Origin of the sequence: Vibrio sp. 11986-1-5, from assembly GCF_963878025.1 — a bacterium.
Classification (GTDB): Bacteria; Pseudomonadota; Gammaproteobacteria; order Enterobacterales; family Vibrionaceae; genus Vibrio; species Vibrio injensis.
The window spans coordinates 149,376-168,017 of the sequence record NZ_CAWNVW010000053.1 but is presented as its reverse complement, the minus strand read 5'-3'; the positions used below and the strand labels follow the sequence as shown (position 1 = coordinate 168,017).

Annotated in this window: 12 protein-coding genes; 9 read left to right on the top strand and 3 right to left on the bottom strand. The window is 44.4% G+C overall.

The window, feature by feature from the left end; genetic code table 11:
• Positions 1-59 precede the first annotated feature (59 nt).
• Both nagC and nagA read right to left on the bottom strand, forming a co-directional pair.
• Positions 60-1,274: a DNA-binding transcriptional regulator NagC gene (nagC, locus tag AACS00_RS15930; RefSeq protein WP_072668615.1), complete on the bottom strand. Its 1,215-nt coding sequence runs from the start codon at positions 1,272-1,274 to the stop codon at positions 60-62.
• Positions 1,275-1,276: 2 nt separating this feature from the next.
• Entirely contained in the window at positions 1,277-2,413 is a 1,137-nt protein-coding gene (gene nagA / locus AACS00_RS15925) for an N-acetylglucosamine-6-phosphate deacetylase (protein WP_110167972.1), read from the bottom strand.
• A 539-nt stretch (positions 2,414-2,952) separates the two neighbouring features.
• On the opposite strand from nagA, the gene nagE reads away from it, so the two are divergent.
• The 9 genes from nagE (at position 2,953) to purF (ending at position 17,218) form a co-directional block, all read left to right on the top strand.
• Positions 2,953-4,425: an N-acetylglucosamine-specific PTS transporter subunit IIBC gene (gene nagE, locus AACS00_RS15920; protein ID WP_072668613.1), complete on the top strand. Its 1,473-nt coding sequence runs from the start codon at positions 2,953-2,955 to the stop codon at positions 4,423-4,425.
• Positions 4,426-4,746: 321 nt separating this feature from the next.
• On the top strand, positions 4,747-6,417 hold the full coding sequence (gene glnS / locus AACS00_RS15915; RefSeq protein ID WP_110167971.1) for a glutamine--tRNA ligase: 1,671 nt from the start codon (positions 4,747-4,749) through the stop codon (positions 6,415-6,417).
• Between the two features lie 426 nt (positions 6,418-6,843).
• Complete coding sequence (locus AACS00_RS15910) at positions 6,844-11,280, top strand: FimV/HubP family polar landmark protein (protein ID WP_110167970.1); 4,437 nt, start codon at positions 6,844-6,846, stop codon at positions 11,278-11,280.
• Between the two features lie 88 nt (positions 11,281-11,368).
• Positions 11,369-12,163 (top strand): tRNA pseudouridine(38-40) synthase TruA, encoded by a 795-nt coding sequence (truA, locus tag AACS00_RS15905; protein ID WP_072668610.1) that lies wholly within the window; start codon positions 11,369-11,371, stop codon positions 12,161-12,163.
• Between the two features lie 169 nt (positions 12,164-12,332).
• The gene (gene accD, locus AACS00_RS15900) at positions 12,333-13,259 is read left to right on the top strand and encodes an acetyl-CoA carboxylase, carboxyltransferase subunit beta (RefSeq protein WP_072668609.1); all 927 of its coding nucleotides are present in this window, start codon (positions 12,333-12,335) and stop codon (positions 13,257-13,259) included.
• A 44-nt stretch (positions 13,260-13,303) separates the two neighbouring features.
• The gene (gene folC / locus AACS00_RS15895; RefSeq protein ID WP_110167969.1) at positions 13,304-14,569 is read left to right on the top strand and encodes a bifunctional tetrahydrofolate synthase/dihydrofolate synthase; all 1,266 of its coding nucleotides are present in this window, start codon (positions 13,304-13,306) and stop codon (positions 14,567-14,569) included.
• Positions 14,570-15,115 carry an SPOR domain-containing protein gene (locus AACS00_RS15890; RefSeq protein WP_110167968.1) on the top strand — a complete coding sequence of 182 codons (546 nt, stop codon included), beginning with the start codon at positions 14,570-14,572 and terminating at the stop codon, positions 15,113-15,115.
• 62 nt (positions 15,116-15,177) lie between these two features.
• The gene (locus AACS00_RS15885; protein ID WP_110167967.1) at positions 15,178-15,669 is read left to right on the top strand and encodes a CvpA family protein; all 492 of its coding nucleotides are present in this window, start codon (positions 15,178-15,180) and stop codon (positions 15,667-15,669) included.
• 34 nt (positions 15,670-15,703) lie between these two features.
• Entirely contained in the window at positions 15,704-17,218 is a 1,515-nt protein-coding gene (gene purF / locus AACS00_RS15880) for an amidophosphoribosyltransferase (RefSeq protein ID WP_072668605.1), read from the top strand.
• A 90-nt stretch (positions 17,219-17,308) separates the two neighbouring features.
• On the opposite strand, the gene AACS00_RS15875 is transcribed toward purF, so the two are convergent.
• Positions 17,309-18,637, bottom strand: a complete 1,329-nt coding sequence (locus tag AACS00_RS15875; protein WP_072668604.1) for a Na+/H+ antiporter family protein — start codon at positions 18,635-18,637, stop codon at positions 17,309-17,311.
• Between the last annotated feature and the right edge of the window lie 5 nt (positions 18,638-18,642).

Genomic DNA, 18,642 nt, shown 5'->3' with positions numbered 1-18,642 from the left:
ATAAGGTGAATCATTGATTTTATAGGTGTTACTTGATGAGTTGGAGGCTAAAACGATGTTTAGTCTTCCAGTAATTTCTGGAGTAAAACACCATTGAGCATGGCTCGTTTTATCATAGCAAAAGCCCCAATCGTAGGTCGCTTGTCAATCGTTGACGCCACAATAGGTAATTGACGATGAAAAGCCTGTAACGACTGATTTTCAACATTACGTAGAATAGCCGGAAAAATAACCTCTTGTGCCGCAGTAATATCACCTGCAATGATGACTTTTTGAGGGTTAAATAAGTTAATCGTCATGGCGATGGCTTTGCCAAGTTGATTACCGACTTGCACTAGGGCTTGCTTCGCTAGCTCATCATCTTGCAAAGCGTGTTGACAGATATCGTCAATGGTTACTTTAGGCAGATCAGATAAACTTGATTTATAACCTTGAGCAAGCCGTTTCTTGACACGAGCGACGATGGCTGGATTACTGGCGACGGTTTCTAAACAACCGAAATTACCGCATTGACACTGTTCACCAAGGGGATCAATTTGGATATGACCGATTTCGCCAACGTTACGGTTGGTCCCTAGAAAAACCTGCCCATTAACAATGATGCCAGCTCCTGTTCCGCGATGCACGCTGACTAGAATCGAATCCTGACAATCTTGGCTCGCGCCAAAGTAGTGTTCAGCCAGCGCCATGCCACGCACATCATTACCGACAAAGCACTCAACATGAAAGTGATCTCGAATAATATCCCCAAGCCCAAGAGCATCAATATCAATATTGGGCATATATTCAACAACCCCGAGCTCAGGATTGACGAGACCGGGTAAAGCAATACCAATCGCAATTAATTGTTTAATATTACTTTGTTGTTGAGCAAGAAAGGCTTTTAAATGATGAATTAAGCCTTCGATTAGCTGAGGTTGATGAGCATAATGGAACTCATAGGAAGAGCAAGCCAGTTCCTGCCCACCCAAATTGTATAGACCCAACTGAATATAATCGCGACCTAATCTGACGGCGATAGAATGGAATGGTTCGACTTCTGTGGTCAAAGAGATCGCACGACGTCCACCAGTAGAGGCCTGTTGTGCGACTTCTTTAATTAATCCTCTTTCAAGGAGTTGGCGGGTTATTTTTGTCACGCTTGCTGGTGCAAGTTGACTGACATCGGCAACTTGGATGCGCGAAATTGGCCCCTGTTGGTCGATTAAGCGATAAACAGCTGCGCTATTGAGCTGTTTAACGAGATCTACATTACCTATTTGTCCGCCATTCATGATTATTTTTGCTCGTATTGTCCATTCACTACTGTCGCTTTTACATTGAAGTCGCGGTCGAAAATGGTCAGGTTGGCAATATAGCCGGGTTTAATACGACCTAACTTATTATCAACACCGATGGCTTTAGCTGGGTATAAGCTGGCCATCCGCAATGCTTCATCTAAAGCGATACCGACATGCTCAACCGTATTCTGGACTGCTTCAATTATCGTTAGGGCTGAGCCGCCAAGTGTACCGTGTTCATCGACACACTTGCCGTCTCGGTAATATACTTTCTTACCGACAAAAATAAAGTAATCCATTTCAGCGCCTGCAGGAGCTGTGGCATCGGTCACTAATACGAGCTTATCGCCTTTTATTTTGTGAGCAATTCGGATGTTAGCGTAGTCAACATGAAAACCATCAGCGATAACTCCTGTGTAAACCTCAGGAGTGTCATAAATGGCGCCCACTACACCCGGTTCTCGACCAGCCATCGGTGTCATGGCATTAAAAAGATGAGTTGCGAAGGAGATACCAGCAGCGAAGCTTTTACGCGCTTCTGCATAAGTGGCATTGCTGTGACCGATAGATACGATAATGCCGGCGTCAACAAGTTGCTCAACATGCTTCAAGTCATTATTTTCTGGTGCTAAAGTGACCTTAGTCACGACATCGCTATTTTGACAAATGACGTCGATCATCGCTTGATCTGACTGACGAATGAAGTCAACGCTATGAATGCCTTTTTTCATCACATTCAAATAAGGACCTTCTAAATGCAGACCAAGAGATTGGTGTAGGTATTTATTTTGGTACTCACGTTGTGCGCGGATGGCTTGTTGAATATCGTTATCTGACGAGGTGATGAGTGTTGGGAGAAAACTAGTACAACCCGACTTTAGGTTCGCTTGATGCATTATTTGGATAGTATCCGCCGTGATTTGGTCATTAAACATCACACCACCACAACCATTCAGTTGTAAATCAATAAACCCAGGGCAGAGATTGGCACCATGAAGATCTATATGACGTATCGATGAAGGAAGTTGACTTGTTGGGCAAATAGCTTGAATAAGATCGTTATCCACGATAACGGCATGATCAGTTAACTTATCACTACCAGTGTAGATTTTGCAGTTTGTGAGCGCATACATAATCAGTTAATCCTTAATCTATCGGGGGAGTATTCATGGTGTTGATACTCTTACGATTTGAAGCCAGTGTACTGTTACTCAGAGCGATGACAACTAATGTTAGGCCAGCCAATAGATGAAGCGTTTTTCTGGCTAGTCTCTTCCTATAGTCGGTCGAGTATCTCAACTTCAATTAGTTCGCGAAATATCTATCCATCGTGTACTTATAAATATCGTAAACAAAAATAAGTTTTTAAAAACCTTGTTATACAAAGGAATCATTACTGGATTGGTTGCTGAGTTCGCTCATTACCTATCCTTTATAAGCTATCTTTCAGGTTAAGGATAGCGACAAAGTTTTGTTTTTTTATATTGTAAAATAAGTTTTATGATCCTGCTAGCAAAATTACTTTATTTCGCTTATTTCTGGTGATTATGATCACAATTGATAAGGTTTTAATTTGCGGAGCAAAATTAATGGCATACACTGACAGTGACTAAATTGGGCGATCAAAATAAGTAGCTCAACATATACAAAAATCCTATAGGGGGAACTTAAGGTGAATATTCTTGGATATTTTCAAAAAGTAGGTAAGGCCCTGATGGTGCCTGTCGCAACGTTACCTGCGGCAGCCATTTTGATGGGTGTTGGCTACTGGATTGACCCAACGGGCTGGGGTGCAAACTCCGCCGTCGCGGCATTCCTAATTAAAGCGGGCGCAGCCATTATTGATAACATGTCGGTACTGTTTGCAATTGGTGTCGCATTTGGGATGTCAAAAGATAAAGATGGCTCAGCGGCATTGGCTGGTTTTGTGGGCTTCTTAGTGGTAACAACTCTACTCTCACCAGGGTCAGTAGCACAGATTCAGGGTATTGATCTTGCTGATGTTCCAGCGGCTTTTGGTAAAATCAATAACCAATTTGTCGGCATTCTGGTCGGTATTATTTCAGCGGAAATCTATAATCGTTATTCAACGGTTGAGTTACATAAAGCGCTCGCCTTTTTCTCTGGTAAGCGTTTAGTTCCGATACTGACCTCATTCGCTGGTATCCTTATCGCCTTCGTACTAATGTACGTTTGGCCTGCCGTTTACGGTGGTTTGGTTTCTTTTGGCGAATCTATCCAAGGTTTGGGGGCAACGGGTGCTGGTATCTACGCATTTTTCAACCGTCTATTGATCCCTGTGGGTTTACACCATGCACTTAACTCTGTGTTTTGGTTTGATGTTGCAGGTATTAATGATATTCCGAATTTCCTTGGTGGTGCAAAATCGATCGCTGAAGGTGTCGCTATTCCTGGCGTAACAGGTATGTACCAAGCGGGTTTCTTCCCGATCATGATGTTCGGTTTACCCGGTGCAGCGTTGGCTATTTATCATACCTCTACTGCGAAAAATAAAGAAAAAGTGGCGGGCATCATGATTGCCGCAGGTTTTGCTTCCTTCTTTACCGGGGTGACAGAGCCGCTAGAATTCTCGTTCATGTTCCTTGCACCGCTATTATACCTTTTACATGCTGTGCTTACGGGTATTTCGGTCTTTATCGCCGCTTCAATGCAGTGGATAGCGGGTTTTGGCTTCTCCGCTGGTTTGGTCGATATGGTGCTGTCTTCACGTAACCCATTGGCGGTACAGTGGTACATGCTGATTGTTCAAGGTTTAGTATTCTTTGTTATCTACTATGTGGTTTTCCGTACTGTAATTTTGAAGTTTGGTTTAAAAACGCCAGGTCGTGAAGATGATGACGAAGCCGTGAGCTCGGTTAAAGGTTCACAAGAGTCTTCTGAATTAGCAAAACAGTACTTAGAAGTACTTGGTGGCCATGAAAACTTATCGAATATTGATGCTTGTATTACTCGTTTACGTTTAACCGTAAAAGACATGTCAATCATCGATGAGAAACAGTTAAAAGCATTAGGTGCAATGGGTGTGGTTAAATTAGGTACCAATAATTTACAAGTCATTCTTGGTCCTTTAGCGGAAATCATTGCTGGTGAAATGAAATCAATAGATTCCAAATCACAACAATAATCTCTCAATCGCGAAGCGAGCTGAACACTACGGCGAGCGGCCTCGATAGCTGGTGATTATTCTCAAGCCTTCACATTAGTGAAGGCTTTTGTTTTGCTTGCGAAAAGATCCTGATTGGCATCATTAGGGTATAAAACGATAGATTAGGTCACTTATACCACCAGTTGTGGTAAATATTCGTCTGAAAACCGCAGTTTTTATTGTGAAATAGGGCGGAATTGTGGATGATTGGTGGTAATGCCTATGTTGAGTTGGAGATCGCCAACTCATAACGTAGAAAATCATTTCTGACAATACTAATAAATTTTTGAGGTGCTATAGATGAGTGAAGCTGAGGCTCGTCCATCGAATTTCATTCGCCAAATTATTGATAAAGATTTAGCGGATGGTAAACACACTAGCGTACAGACTCGTTTTCCGCCAGAACCGAACGGTTATCTACATATTGGTCATGCGAAGTCGATTTGTCTGAATTTTGGTATTGCCCAAGACTATCAAGGCCAGTGTAATCTGCGTTTTGATGACACCAACCCAGAAAAAGAAGATCTTGAATACGTTGAATCCATTAAAAAAGACGTTAATTGGCTAGGCTTTGAGTGGTCTGGTCATGTTCGTTATTCATCCGATTACTTCGACCAACTGTATTTGTACGCAGTAGAACTGATCAATAAAGGGTTGGCTTACGTTGAAGAGCTAACACCTGAGCAAATTCGTGAATACCGTGGCACATTGACCCAAGCAGGTAAAAATAGCCCATATCGTGATCGTCCGATTGAAGAAAACTTGGCTTTATTTGAAAAAATGCGTGCTGGTGAATTTGCAGAGGGCCAAGCTTGTCTTCGTGCAAAAATTGATATGGCGTCTTCATTTATGGTGATGCGTGATCCAGTGTTATACCGCGTGCGTTTTGCTGAGCATCACCAAACCGGTGATAAATGGTGCATTTATCCGATGTATGATTTCACGCACTGTATCTCTGATGCGCTCGAAGGCATTACTCACTCATTGTGTACTCTGGAATTTCAAGACAACCGCCGTTTATACGATTGGGTATTAGACAACATCACCATTGATTGTCACCCAAGGCAGTATGAATTCAGCCGTCTAAATCTAGAATACACCGTGATGTCAAAACGTAAGCTCAATCAACTGGTAGTTGAAAAACTGGTCGAAGGGTGGGATGACCCTCGTATGCCGACCATTTCTGGCTTACGACGCCGTGGTTTTACTCCTGCTTCTATTCGCGAGTTCTGTAAGCGCATTGGGGTCACTAAACAAGATAATATGATTGAGTTTAGCTCTCTTGAGTCTTGTATCCGCGATGATCTCAATGAGAATGCACCTCGTGCTATGGCTGTGCTTGATCCAGTGAAAATTGTCATTGAAAATTTTGCTGAAAATAGTGTTGAGCCGCTTACGATCGCCAACCATCCGAATAAACCAGAGATGGGTGAGCGAGAAGTGCTTTTCACGCGTGAAATTTGGATTGAACGTGAAGATTTCCGTGAAGAAGGCAACAAAAAGTATAAGCGTTTGGTCTTAGGCAAAGAAGTGCGCCTACGTGGTGCTTATATCATTAAAGCTGAGCGTGTTGAGAAAGATCAACAAGGTAACATCACGACGATTTACTGCACTTATGATCCAGACACGCTAGGCAAAAATCCAGCCGATGGACGTAAAGTCAAAGGGGTGATTCACTGGGTTTCAGCAGATAAAGCATTGCCTGCTCAATTCCGTTTATACGATCGTCTATTTACGGTGGCAAATCCTGCCGCTGCGGATAACTTTGCGGCAACAATTAACCCTGACTCATTGATCACCATGCATGGTTTTGTCGAACCAAGCTTGAAGGATGCTCTGCCTGAATTTGGTTATCAGTTTGAACGTATGGGATATTTCTGCGCAGATATCAAAGACTCGCGACCTGGTTCGCTAGTTTTTAACCGTACGGTTGGTTTGCGTGATACTTGGGCAAAAATAGACCAAGAATAAACAGATTATGATTGCCCATTGGCATTCACTTAAAGCCAACCGACGTAAGGTTGGCTTTTTTATTGGTTTTCTTTGCCATATGACAATGTGAGTCGTGATGTCTGCTTGCTCCTACTCGTATCTTCAAGTAGCTTAGAATAAGGTTTGCTGTAGAGAACAGCGCAGGTCAGCGTGATATTTATGTGAGATTCCTGCGATTATTGTAGGTAAGGCACATTTTTTGTATTAGTCCCTATAGTTTTACTGGGGTAATCCGATATATTTAATAGATCGTTGTATGCCCATCTTACTTAACGTTGCAGCGGTGTTAGGCTGTGCCAGTTTTAGTTGGGTTTATATTCACGGAGATTCACGCACTTGCCGTCTACCTACATTGTTAAGTTATTTAGGTTATATTCATTTTTAAAGCACAGAGCTGAGCCTTTTATGCGTCAATTTTTTAAGCGATGGCTATTGCCATTAACAATAGCCGCCGTGACTCAGACTTCTATCGTTAGTGCGGAAGTCATTCGTCTCATTGGTCCGAACGGCGAAGTGCAATCTGCTCCGCGTTTTAGTCGTGATGTTGGACAAAATAACACCAATAATTCTGAGCCTTCACGCTTCTTTGGTCCCACATCGTCTCAAGATACATTGTGGTCTATTGCTACCCAATTAAGGCCATCAGCCAACGTGTCGGTTCAACAAACCTTATTAGCTATTTATCGTTTAAACCCTCAAGCGTTTGAAAATCAAAATATTCATAGTTTATTGCCCGGAAGCACTCTACGAATACCATCAATTGAGCAGATTAGTCGTGCATCAACGCAAGAAGCAATCACGATTATGACGGCTCATCAAGCGCGTTTAACCGGGTCACCAGAGCCGATGGTCGTTTCTACGCCTACGCCAGTACGCGCTCCTGTCGTATCACCAGAACCAGCCGTCGTTGAACAACCGACGCCAAGCGTTGCTCCTGATCCAACCCCTGCACCTGCGCCACTCACTGACGTTGCGCAAGCCGAACTTCTTGCTTTAGAAGAAAAAAATCATCAGTTACGACTTCTACTAGCACAAATGCAATCTGAGGTAAGCGAATTAAAACATGAATTGGGTGATGACAATAGAATCCGCGCTGAAGTTGAACGCTTATTAAATGAAGACCGACGTAATAATCAACAGATTCAGCAAGGTCCTTCTACGTGGGAACAATTATTATCCAGTACTTGGTTTGTTGGGCTATTAGCACTGATACCTGGTTTATTGATCGCGGGTATAGTCATGCTTTTATTGAGTCGCCGCTCGAAAGCCGACCAACCAGAGCCAGTACAACTATCAACAGAAGAGAAAGTCGCCCCACCACCAGTAGCTCCAGTTATGCCAGAGGAGGAATTAGGTGATGATGACCTTTTGCTCGATGACGATCTCTTCGGTGAATCAGATAGTAGCGAGATACTTTATGGCGATGATATGGCCGAAGAGGATGTTTTTGCTTCTCTTGATGAAGGCGATATAGATTTAAATCTTGATGAAGATGACGATCCTTTCGCTGGTATTGATGACGATGGTGATTTGGATACTAATTTTGCCGATTTAGCGGAAAATCAGCCATCAAGTGATGAACTTGATGAAGAAGATTTTGATCTTGCCGAAGAAGATCCACTTTCTCAAGACGCGATGGATGCTTTATTAGCCGGTGACGAGGATGAGCTTTTATCAGGCAATGAAGTTGATCAAGCGTTACTTGATGAGTTACTCATGGAAGCTGAGGTCGATGAGGCAGAACTTGATTTAGACAGTCAACTTGATGAACTTAAAGCAGACAGTATTGATATTGGTAATGAGCCGAATATTACCTCAGATGAAGAATTGGACTCGCTTTTAGACAGTATTCAATCACAAGAGGCGGAACCTGAGCACAGCGATGAAGTGCTCGATGATTTATTAGATGGTTTGGTTGGGGACGATCTGGATCTTTCCTTGGACGATGATAGTACCGAATTACTCGATGAATTATTGGTGAGTGATGAGTTATCGGAACAAGATTTAGATACCGCCGTTGATAAATTACTTGATGAGCTGCTTGATGAACCTGACGTTGATGAAGCGCTATTATTCGATCATGATAGCCCCACATTGTTGGATGAATGGATTGATGAGCAAGAACCAAAAGTAGAGGTCAATGAGTCGATCGAATCTGCTCCAGAAGAGCCGAACGATGTATCGTTGGATGATGGTACGGAGTTTCTCGATGAGCTACTCGAAATTGAACAGCAGGCCGAAGCTGAAGATAGTGAGTTCGATAGTAATAACTTTATCGATGACCTGATTAGTAATGCTCCAGCGCAAGATCCGCTTCTTGATGACGTTCTTCTTGAAGATAAGGATGAATCAACGCCTGATCAGCCAATAGATGAAGATGACTTTGATTTTGACCCTCAAATTGAAGGGAGCGAGGCGGCAAGTGCCAGCAGCACACCAGAACCAATAGCGAATGAATTTGGTGTTCCACAAGATGAGGATTGGTTAATCGATGATGAGGATTCTGAAGACGTTGACGTCGACGTCAGCGAATCCTCAGCAACAGTCGATTCACCTGAAGAAATACTAGAGGTTGAAGAAGGCGAGAAAACAGATATTGAATCGAGCTTTGAAAGTGAAGATCAAACCTCTATTACGACCGATGGTGAGCCACAAGCTGCGCAAAGTGACCCTATTGAGTCAGAGAATGACCCGTTAACCCAGCAAACCGAGGTTAGCGATGTTGAGCATTTAATCGATGAAGAGCCTGATGCGCCAGTTTTACCAGAAACAGAAGGGCCGCTAAGCATTGATGAGAGTGAGCTTGCCGAATATACCGAGCAAGACGCCTTGGCGGATTTAGACGATGATGTTGAGCAACTCGATACTGATTCGGTAACAGAGTCATCGAGCGTTACTACTGATTCTGAAGACGCCGATGAGAATGATGCTGTTCAAGCGGAACAGCATGTACCAAGTGAAGAAGAGTCATTATCCGTTGATAGCGATGAGTTAGAGAATGATGATTTAGACTCAGATCCAGAACCTGAAAGCAGTCTTGTCAATCAAGTGGTAGCGCAACCAGACACGCAAGAAGATCAAGCGCCGTCATTTGATTTGGATTCGATGTTAGAAAGTGTTGATGACGATGATCGACTGAGTGATATTGAGCAGCTTGAACCCCAGCAGTCTGATTCTGATAGTGAGGATATCGCCTTTGATGCCGCTCTAGAGACCATTGAGGATGAAGACCCTGAATCGATAGATGAGAATGTTCAGCATGCTGAACCGTCAGAAGATGGTCCATTAAGTATCGATGAGAGTGAGCTTGCCGAGTATACCGAGCAAGACGCTTTGGCGGATTTAGACGATGATGTTGAGGTAGTCGATGCGGACTCGGTGACAGAGCCCTCGACGGTTGCTACTGATGCTGATAGTCAAGGTGCCGATGAGAGTAACGAGGCTGTTCAAGTAGAGCCGCCCACGCCAAGCGAAGAAGAGTTATTATCCCTCGATGAAGATGAGCCTGAGAGTGATGATTTAGACTCTGAACCAGAGCTCGAAAGCAGTCTTGTCAATCAGGTCGCTGAACAAGAAACGCTTGAACAGCAACCAGACACGCAACAAGAGCAAGTGTCATCGTTAGATGCGGATGTGGTGGTAGAAAGTCGTGACCACGTTGATGAAGTGTTAACTGAATCCGTCAAATCGCCTGAACTTGCTCAGCCGGACAGTAAAGATCCATCCAGTGATGTCGATGACGCTATTGACGAACCTGATGACTCAGCCGTTGAGCCATATTCAGATCAAGAAGACGGCCCATTAAGTTTTGATGAGAGCGAGCTTGCTGAATATACCGAGCAAGATGCCCTAGCCGATACGGAATTTGAAACCGAATCAGAGGTTATTTTTGATGGTGATGAAGACGCTGATGAACTTGATGACATCATGGCTAACTTTGAACAACAAGAGGCGTTACAAACGCCACATCAGGTTGCTGAACAAAGTGACGGGATAGACAGTACTTTAGAGTTGACGGAGCAGCAAGACACCGCTTCAATCTCTGCAGAGCCAGAGCCAGAGCCAGAGCCAGAGCCAGAGCCAGAGCCAGAGCCAGAGCCAGAGCCAGAGCCAGAGCCAGAGCCAGAGCCAGAGCCAGAGCCAGAGCCAGAGCCAGAGCCAGAGCCAGAGCCAGAGCTCAAAAATGATGAGCCGATTGATTTCACCACGTTATCCAGTAAAGCGTACAATGAACAACAATTTACGGATTTGTTGAATGACCCAATGGCTCGTCCAATGGATCTGTTTAATTCGCCGTTAGACGCTAAAACCATCGACAGTGCAGGTATGGACATTGATGCCATGCTGCAGATGGGGGGGGAAGATTGGAATGGCTTTAGTTTAACCGAAGATCAAAAAGCCGTTATTCCTGATGAAATACCGGAAGAAGATCAAGCGATTTGGCAAGAAGAAATTCAAAACCAACAACCCGAAGTTGAAGTGGAGAATTGGGAGAATCAGGAAGATGTAGTTGATTTTTCACCTGAAAAACGAGAGTTCATGACTGTTGATGAGTTAATGGCTCAAGTAGAAAGGGATCAAGGGGCAATCAATCCTGATGATGAAGCTCTTAAGCTGGATGTCGGTTTGGATGAATTTCCTGATGTACTTGGAGATATTACCGATTTTGATGTTGATAATAATGCCGAAGCGGCCGGTAAACTTGATTTAGCGAAAATTTACTTGGAAATGAATGACAGCAAAGGAGCAATTAAGTTACTAGAAGAGGCCATCGTCGATGGTGATGATGAAATTCGTCGTCAGGCCAAACATCTGATTGATAAGATCAATGGTCGGCTTTAACGGTGGATGACTTTCGTCACTTAGGTGTCTTCACGTTGTTTGGTGATAGGTATATACTGCCCGCCCCATTTTCAACGAGAAACAGAACATGAGAATTGCTCTAGGTATTGAGTACGATGGTACTCATTACTTTGGCTGGCAACGGCAACGAGACGTCATTAGCGTACAGGAAAAGCTTGAGCAAGCCCTGTCGATTATCGCGAATCATCCGGTAGAGGTTCAATGTGCTGGACGTACCGATGCCGGAGTTCATGGTACCGGTCAGGTTGTTCACTTTGATACCACAGCTGAACGTAACATGGCTGCATGGACGATGGGCGCTAATGCTAACTTACCGAAAGATATCGCTGTACGTTGGGCTAAAGTCGTTGCCGACGATTTTCATGCTCGCTTTAGTGCAACGGCGCGTCGTTATCGATACGTTATCTATAATCATGCTTATCGTCCGGGGATTTTATCGTCGGGGGTAAGTCATTATCATCCAGAATTAGACGTTCAGCGAATGCAGGTCGCTGGCCAATATTTATTGGGTGAAAATGATTTTACTTCTTTTCGTGCGGTACATTGCCAGTCTCGCAGCCCTTGGCGTAATATTATGCACCTGAATGTTTCTCGCCATGAGCGCTATGTTGTCGTTGATATAAAAGCGAACGCTTTTGTTCATCATATGGTGCGTAATATTGTTGGTAGTCTGATTGAAGTTGGGCGTGGGGAACAAGAGCCACAATGGATCGAGTGGTTATTGGCAGCCAAAGATCGCAAATTAGCTGCCGCAACGGCTAAAGCCGAAGGCTTGTATCTTGTTGCTGTTGATTATCCTGAGCGCTTTGAACTACCTAAAGCACCACTGGGGCCGCTATTTTTAGCAGAGAATTTGAACTAACTGGGTTAAATAGCTTCCAATACTCAGATGCATATTGATAGGGCAGAGAAATAGGTACAACCAGTTTTTTGTCTACAGTTGCGGTTTTGTATGCTTTAATCCCACGCGTTTATGTCTAATTTATATCTTTCGCACTAGCGCGGGAGATGAGAAAGTAAAAAGGTCTTGCATGAGTTGGCTTGAAAAGATTTTAGAGAAAAGCAACATTGTCAGTTCACGTAGAGCGTCTATACCTGAAGGGGTCTGGACTAAATGTACTTCCTGTGAAGAGGTGCTGTACTACGCTGAATTAGAGCGCAATTTAGAGGTTTGTCCTAAATGTAACCATCATATGCGCATGAAAGGGCGTCGTCGTCTAGAGACCTTTTTAGACGAAGATAACCGCGAGGAAATCGCTCAAGAGCTTGAGCCACAAGATAAGCTTAAGTTCAAAGATACTAAGCGTTATAAAGAACGTTTAGCGGCTGCGCAAAAAAGCAGTGGTGAGAAAGACGCACTCATCGTGATGAAGGGTCAGGTGATCGGCGTCCCTGTTGTTGCTTGTGCATTTGAATTCTCTTTTATGGGCGGCTCTATGGGGTCTGTGGTCGGTGCTCGTTTTGTGCGTGCCGTGGACGCGGCAATTGAAAATAATTGCGGCTTAGTCTGCTTTTCCGCCAGTGGCGGAGCGCGTATGCAAGAGGCGTTAATGTCATTGATGCAGATGGCCAAGACCAGTGCGGCACTGCAACGCTTAACCGAGAAAGGTCTGCCTTATATTTCGGTAATGACTGATCCAACGATGGGTGGTGTATCTGCCAGCTTGGCGATGTTAGGTGATATTAATATTGGTGAACCAAAAGCCTTGATTGGTTTTGCTGGGCGCCGCGTAATCGAGCAAACTGTACGTGAAGATTTACCTGAAGGTTTCCAGCGCAGTGAGTTTTTGCTTGAACATGGCGCAATAGATATGATCGTTGATCGCCGTGAAATGCGCCAACGTGTGGCAGGCTTGTTAGCTAAAATGACCAATTATGCTTCTCCTCTGGTGGTTTCTGTGAACGCAGCGCCAAACGAAGAAACATATTCTGTACCAGAAGCGGATAAAAAAGGGTAAAGTAACCACTAACAAAGCCAAGCATAACTATGGTTCTACGTTAGATGACTCAATACTCTATTCCTCAAGCCACATCGCCACTTACGGTGTGGCTTGACTATTTATCTCATATCCATACCTCGGCCATTGATCTCGGCTTAGAACGTGTCCAAACGGTTGCCGAGAAAGCGCAGCTCACCAGGCCATCTGCTACCGTCATTACGGTAGCGGGCACGAACGGTAAAGGCTCAACATGCGCTTTAATGGAAAGTATACTTCTCCAAGCCGGCTACTCGGTTGGTGTATACAGTTCCCCTCATCTTATTCGTTACAACGAGCGTGTACGGATTAACGGTCAAGAACTGCCGGATTCAAAACACACCGAAGCTTTTGCTTATATAGAAACTCAGCGAGGTAATACCTCATTGAGTCTATTTGAGTTTGGCACGTTAGCTGCGCTGCGTCTTTTCCAAACCGAGCAGGTTGAGGTGATTTTACTTGAGGTTGGATTAGGCGGTCGATTAGATGCAACCAATGTGGTCGAGCATGATGTCTCAGTAATAACCAGCTTAGCCATTGATCACGTCGATTGGCTTGGTGATGACATCAATGTGATCGGTTTTGAAAAAGCGGGTATTTTCCGTTCAGAGAAGCCAGCCATTTGCGGACAACCTTTCCCTCCTGCAACGGTGGCGGCTCATGCTGATGATATCGGTGCGAAATTCTATCAAGTCGGTATTCAGTATCATTACCAAACGCTATCGAATGCATCATGGCGGTGGCGTAGTGGTTCATTTGAACTGAGTGATTTACCAATTCCAACATTACCTCTTGCCAATGCCGCCACAGCCTTGATGGCATTAGGCTGCTCTGGTCTCGAGGTGAGTGATATTGATGTGAGCGAAGGATTACGTAAAGCTAATTTGGCCGGACGTATGCAAGTATTGCAGACTCAACCGACGATTTTATTGGATGTGGCCCACAACCCACATTCGGCTCACTATCTTGTCTCGCAATTAGAGCAGCGTTATCCACAGCAAAAAGTGCATATGGTGCTCGGAATGTTGCATGACAAAGACATTAAATCCACTATCGAAGCACTGACTCCAGTCGTGAAGGCTTGGTATCCAGCTTCTCTTTCTGGTCCTCGCGCTGCGAGTTCACAAGAGTTAGTGCATTATCTCACCCCGACTCAACGTGAATATTCATCGCCAGTGGAGGCTTTTGAAGCCGCGCTGACAAGAGCGCATGATGATGATGTCATTGTCGTTGCTGGATCTTTTCATACTGTGGGTGAAGTCCTTGAGCATTGGCAAGGTAAAGGAGAATAGATGGCCAGTAAATTTCAAAGCCGCTTAGTTGGTACGATTATTTTGGTTGCGATTGGCGTTATTGTATTGCCCGATCTGTTGGACGGTAAAAAAATGCACTATCAAGAAGAGGTGGCTAGTATTCCGCTAAGGCCGGAACTCGATAGTGATATTGAACGGTTTGAAATTCTTGACCCCATTGAAGATCAAGTGGCTTTGCCAGATTCTCCGGTTACCGTTACTGAATCAGCCACTGGAGTCTCGACAGGCACCGGTAATCAAACGCTAACGACGACAACGCGCCCCGTGATTGAGAAAAATGAGTATCAAGACAGTGCTTGGATCATTCAATTGATGGCACTGAGAAATGCGGAAAATGCTAAAAATGTCGTCGCTGACTTACAACGACGAGGCTATCAGGCACACACGAAACAAGAGAACGATTTTACTCGTGTGATTATTGGCCCTGATGTTTCAAAAAGTAAGTTAGAAAATCAGTTAGTGGAATTAGAGAAGATAACTGGCGCTAAAGGCCAATTACTCAAATTTAAGCCATTAAATCCTTAAGAAAACGTTTGCGTTGCGCATTTTTCTGTTAAAATGCGCGCCAACTTAGAATGTAAGAACTCATGAACTGGTTAGATATTGTCATTTTAAGTGTGATCGGTCTGTCTGCGCTGATCAGCTTAGTTCGTGGCTTTGCGAAAGAAGCGTTGTCATTGGTTATTTGGTTTGCCGCGTTTTATATCGCGTCAGAATACTACGCAAAGTTAGCCGTGTACTTTAGTAACATCAAAGATGAGATGTTTCGTAATGGTTCGGCAATTGCGGTGCTATTTATAGCCACCTTGATTGTTGGAGCGATTGTTAACTACGTGATTTCACAGTTAGTTGATAAGACAGGGTTATCAGGAACCGATAGGATTCTCGGTGTGGTTTTTGGTGCATTACGAGGTATTTTGATTGTCGCAGCCACTTTATTTTTTATGGATGCGTTTACCGCATCACCAAACGCAGAGTGGTGGAAGGGCTCGCAACTGGTGCCAGAATTCAGTCGCCTGATTGCTCCTTTCTTTGAACACTTACAAGCAACATCCAGTTTTCTTTCTGGCGCTCACTAGGCGCCAGTTATTGTTGAAAGTCGAGGGTTAAGACATGTGTGGTATTGTTGGAATCGTGGGTACAACGCTGGTGAACCAGTCAATTTATGACGCGTTAACGGTATTACAGCATCGTGGCCAAGATGCCGCGGGTATTTGTACCATAGAAAGCAATCGTTTTCGTTTGAGAAAGGCAAACGGTTTAGTTAAAGATGTCTTTGAAGCTAAACATATGCAACGCTTGCAAGGAACGGTTGGGATCGGCCATGTGCGTTACCCAACAGCAGGCAGTTCGAGTGCATCGGAAGCACAGCCTTTTTATGTCAATTCGCCTTTTGGTATCACGCTGGCCCATAACGGTAATTTGACCAATGCGACAGAGGTGCGCCAAAAGCTGTTTGAAAAAGATCGCCGCCACATCAACACAACCTCAGATTCAGAAGTGTTACTGAATGTCCTTGCCCATGAAATAGACTCTGTTGAAAGTGAAGTCACACCTGAAGAAGTCTTTCGTGCCGTTGCCAATGTTCACCTTACAATACGTGGTGCCTATGCGGTTGCTGCAATGATCATTGGTCATGGTATGGTGGCTTTTCGTGACCCGAATGGAATTCGTCCGCTTTGTTTGGGTAAACGTATCGTGGGTGATAGAACAGAATATATGGTCGCTTCTGAATCGGTTGCTTTAGACGCCGTTGGCTTTAGTTTTATGCGTGATATTGCTCCTGGTGAAGCGATTTACGCGACTTTTGATGGTCAGCTTTTTACTCAGCAGTGCGCTCAAAATCCGGTGCTTAATCCGTGTATTTTTGAATACGTTTATTTCGCTCGTCCAGACTCTTTTATCGACAAAATCTCCGTTTACAGTGCGCGAGTCGAGATGGGGAAAAAATTAGGTGAGCGAATCAAAGAAAGTTTTAGTGATTTGGAGATAGATGTAGTGATCCCTATCCCTGAAACGTCTTGTGATATTGCACTACAAATTGCTCAAGCGATTGATATTCCCTATCGACAAGGATTTGTGAAAAACCGCTATGTAGGGCGAACTTTCATTATGCCTGGCCAGCAGCAGCGTAAGAAATCGGTACGCCGTAAGTTGAACGCGATTCGCTCCGAATTTAAAGATAAAAATGTATTATTGGTTGATGATTCGATTGTTCGCGGTACGACTTCGGAACAGATCATTGAAATGGCTCGTGACTCTGGTGCTAAGAAAGTTTACCTAGTGTCGGCGGCACCAGAAATTCGTTTCCCTAATGTTTACGGCATTGATATGCCAAGTGCCAATGAGCTGATTGCCCATGGTCGCGATAACGAAGCTATCTGTAAACAAATTGGTGCTGACGGTTTAATTTTCCAAACACTCCCCGATTTGATTGAAGCGGTACGTCTTGGCAACCCTGATATTGCTAAGTTTGAAACGTCAGTATTTAACGGTGAATATGTGACGGGCGATATTGATCAGCAGTACCTTGATTTTCTGGAATCGATGCGCGGAGATGATGCAAAAACGTTAGCGGAAATTCAGCAAGATTTAGCAAACTTAGAGCTGCACAACGAAGGTGCTTAAACAACACCTTCATTGAGGGATGTGATACCAACAATACAAGAAGAGCGCCTTAATTAGGGCGCTCTTTTTATCTAAGCAAAACTCGTATTACTAGAGCACCATCGCCGCTAACCAACCGAAGGCAATGAGGGGCAGGTTATAGTGAATAAAGGTCGGCACGACCGTCTCCCAAATATGCTCGTGTTGCCCATCGGCATTAAGACCAGAGGTTGGGCCTAAGGTTGAATCTGAGGCTGGAGAGCCCGCATCACCTAATGCTGCGGCTGTACCGACTAAAGCGATAGTCGCCATGGGTGAAAAACCAAAAGCCAAACAGAGTGGCACATAAATCGTAGCAATAATTGGAATAGTAGAGAAAGAAGATCCAATGCCCATGGTGACAAGGAGACCCACGACCAACATCAACAGAGCCGCGAGTGGTTTATTATCACCAATACTGGTTGATAGGGCGGTAACCAATGACTCGACACCACCAGTAGCTTTCATCACAGCGGCAAAACCAGCAGCAGAGATCATGATAAAGCCAATCATCGCCATCATATGAACCCCTTTAGTAAATACATCATGGGTTTCTTTCCAAGCAATTACGCCACCAAAGGTAAAAATCATAAAGCCAGCTAAAGCCCCGATGATCATTGACCCAGTAGCGAGTTGCACCGCCAATGCCGCCACAATACCCAGTGTTGCAGTAAGTAAGTGTTTACGATTGATATGACTGCTTTCTTGGTGCTGAATGGTGGTTAGTTCGGTTTCTTGGTACTCACGTGGTTTACGGTAAGTAAAAAAAACCGCAATCAATAAACCGACTAGCATACCAAGGCCGGGGAGTAACATTGCCATAGGTACTTGACTGGCGGTTACGTTTTGTAGGCCATTATCATGCAGATTTTTGAGTAAGATATTGTTGAGGAAAATCCCCCCAAAACCGACTGGTAGGATCATGTATGGAGTGATTAAACCAAAAGTTAGCACACAGGCTATCATTCGGCGGTCGATCTTGAGACGAGCAAATACCGCCAATAAGGGCGGGATCAGGATCGGAATAAAGGCGATGTGCACCGGGATCACGTTTTGCGACGACATCGCCATCAGCAACAAGGCTACGAGCACGGCGTATTTTAATCCCGTCGTTGCCGCATGATTTTGTTTACCATGGAGACGCTTGATCACGCTTTGAGCGAGGACATCGGTAATACCGGAACGAGAAATTGCCACCGCGAAAGTGCCTAACATGGCATAGCTCAGAGCAATCGTCGCACCGCCACCTAAACCACTTTCAAACGCAGCGACAGATTCATTTAAACTCATACCGGCAACAAGGCCACCAACCATCGCGCTGAAGGTGAGAGCGACGACCACATTTATGCGCATCAAAGCTAGAATCAGCATGACGCAGACAGATATAACAACAGGGTTCATAAATA

Bases quoted from the DNA above. Each gene is read 5' to 3' on its own strand.
- AACS00_RS15910 (WP_110167970.1), top strand. From the start codon at position 6,844: ATGCGTCAATTTTTTAAGCGATGGCTATTGCCATTAACAATAGCCGCC.
- AACS00_RS15875 (WP_072668604.1), bottom strand. From the start codon at position 18,637: ATGAACCCTGTTGTTATATCTGTCTGCGTCATGCTGATTCTAGCTTTG.
- folC (WP_110167969.1), top strand. From the start codon at position 13,304: ATGACTCAATACTCTATTCCTCAAGCCACATCGCCACTTACGGTGTGG.
- truA (WP_072668610.1), top strand. From the start codon at position 11,369: ATGAGAATTGCTCTAGGTATTGAGTACGATGGTACTCATTACTTTGGC.
- nagA (WP_110167972.1), bottom strand. From the start codon at position 2,413: ATGTATGCGCTCACAAACTGCAAAATCTACACTGGTAGTGATAAGTTA.
- AACS00_RS15885 (WP_110167967.1), top strand. From the start codon at position 15,178: ATGAACTGGTTAGATATTGTCATTTTAAGTGTGATCGGTCTGTCTGCG.
- AACS00_RS15890 (WP_110167968.1), top strand. From the start codon at position 14,570: ATGGCCAGTAAATTTCAAAGCCGCTTAGTTGGTACGATTATTTTGGTT.
- nagC (WP_072668615.1), bottom strand. From the start codon at position 1,274: ATGAATGGCGGACAAATAGGTAATGTAGATCTCGTTAAACAGCTCAAT.
- glnS (WP_110167971.1), top strand. From the start codon at position 4,747: ATGAGTGAAGCTGAGGCTCGTCCATCGAATTTCATTCGCCAAATTATT.
- accD (WP_072668609.1), top strand. From the start codon at position 12,333: ATGAGTTGGCTTGAAAAGATTTTAGAGAAAAGCAACATTGTCAGTTCA.
- purF (WP_072668605.1), top strand. From the start codon at position 15,704: ATGTGTGGTATTGTTGGAATCGTGGGTACAACGCTGGTGAACCAGTCA.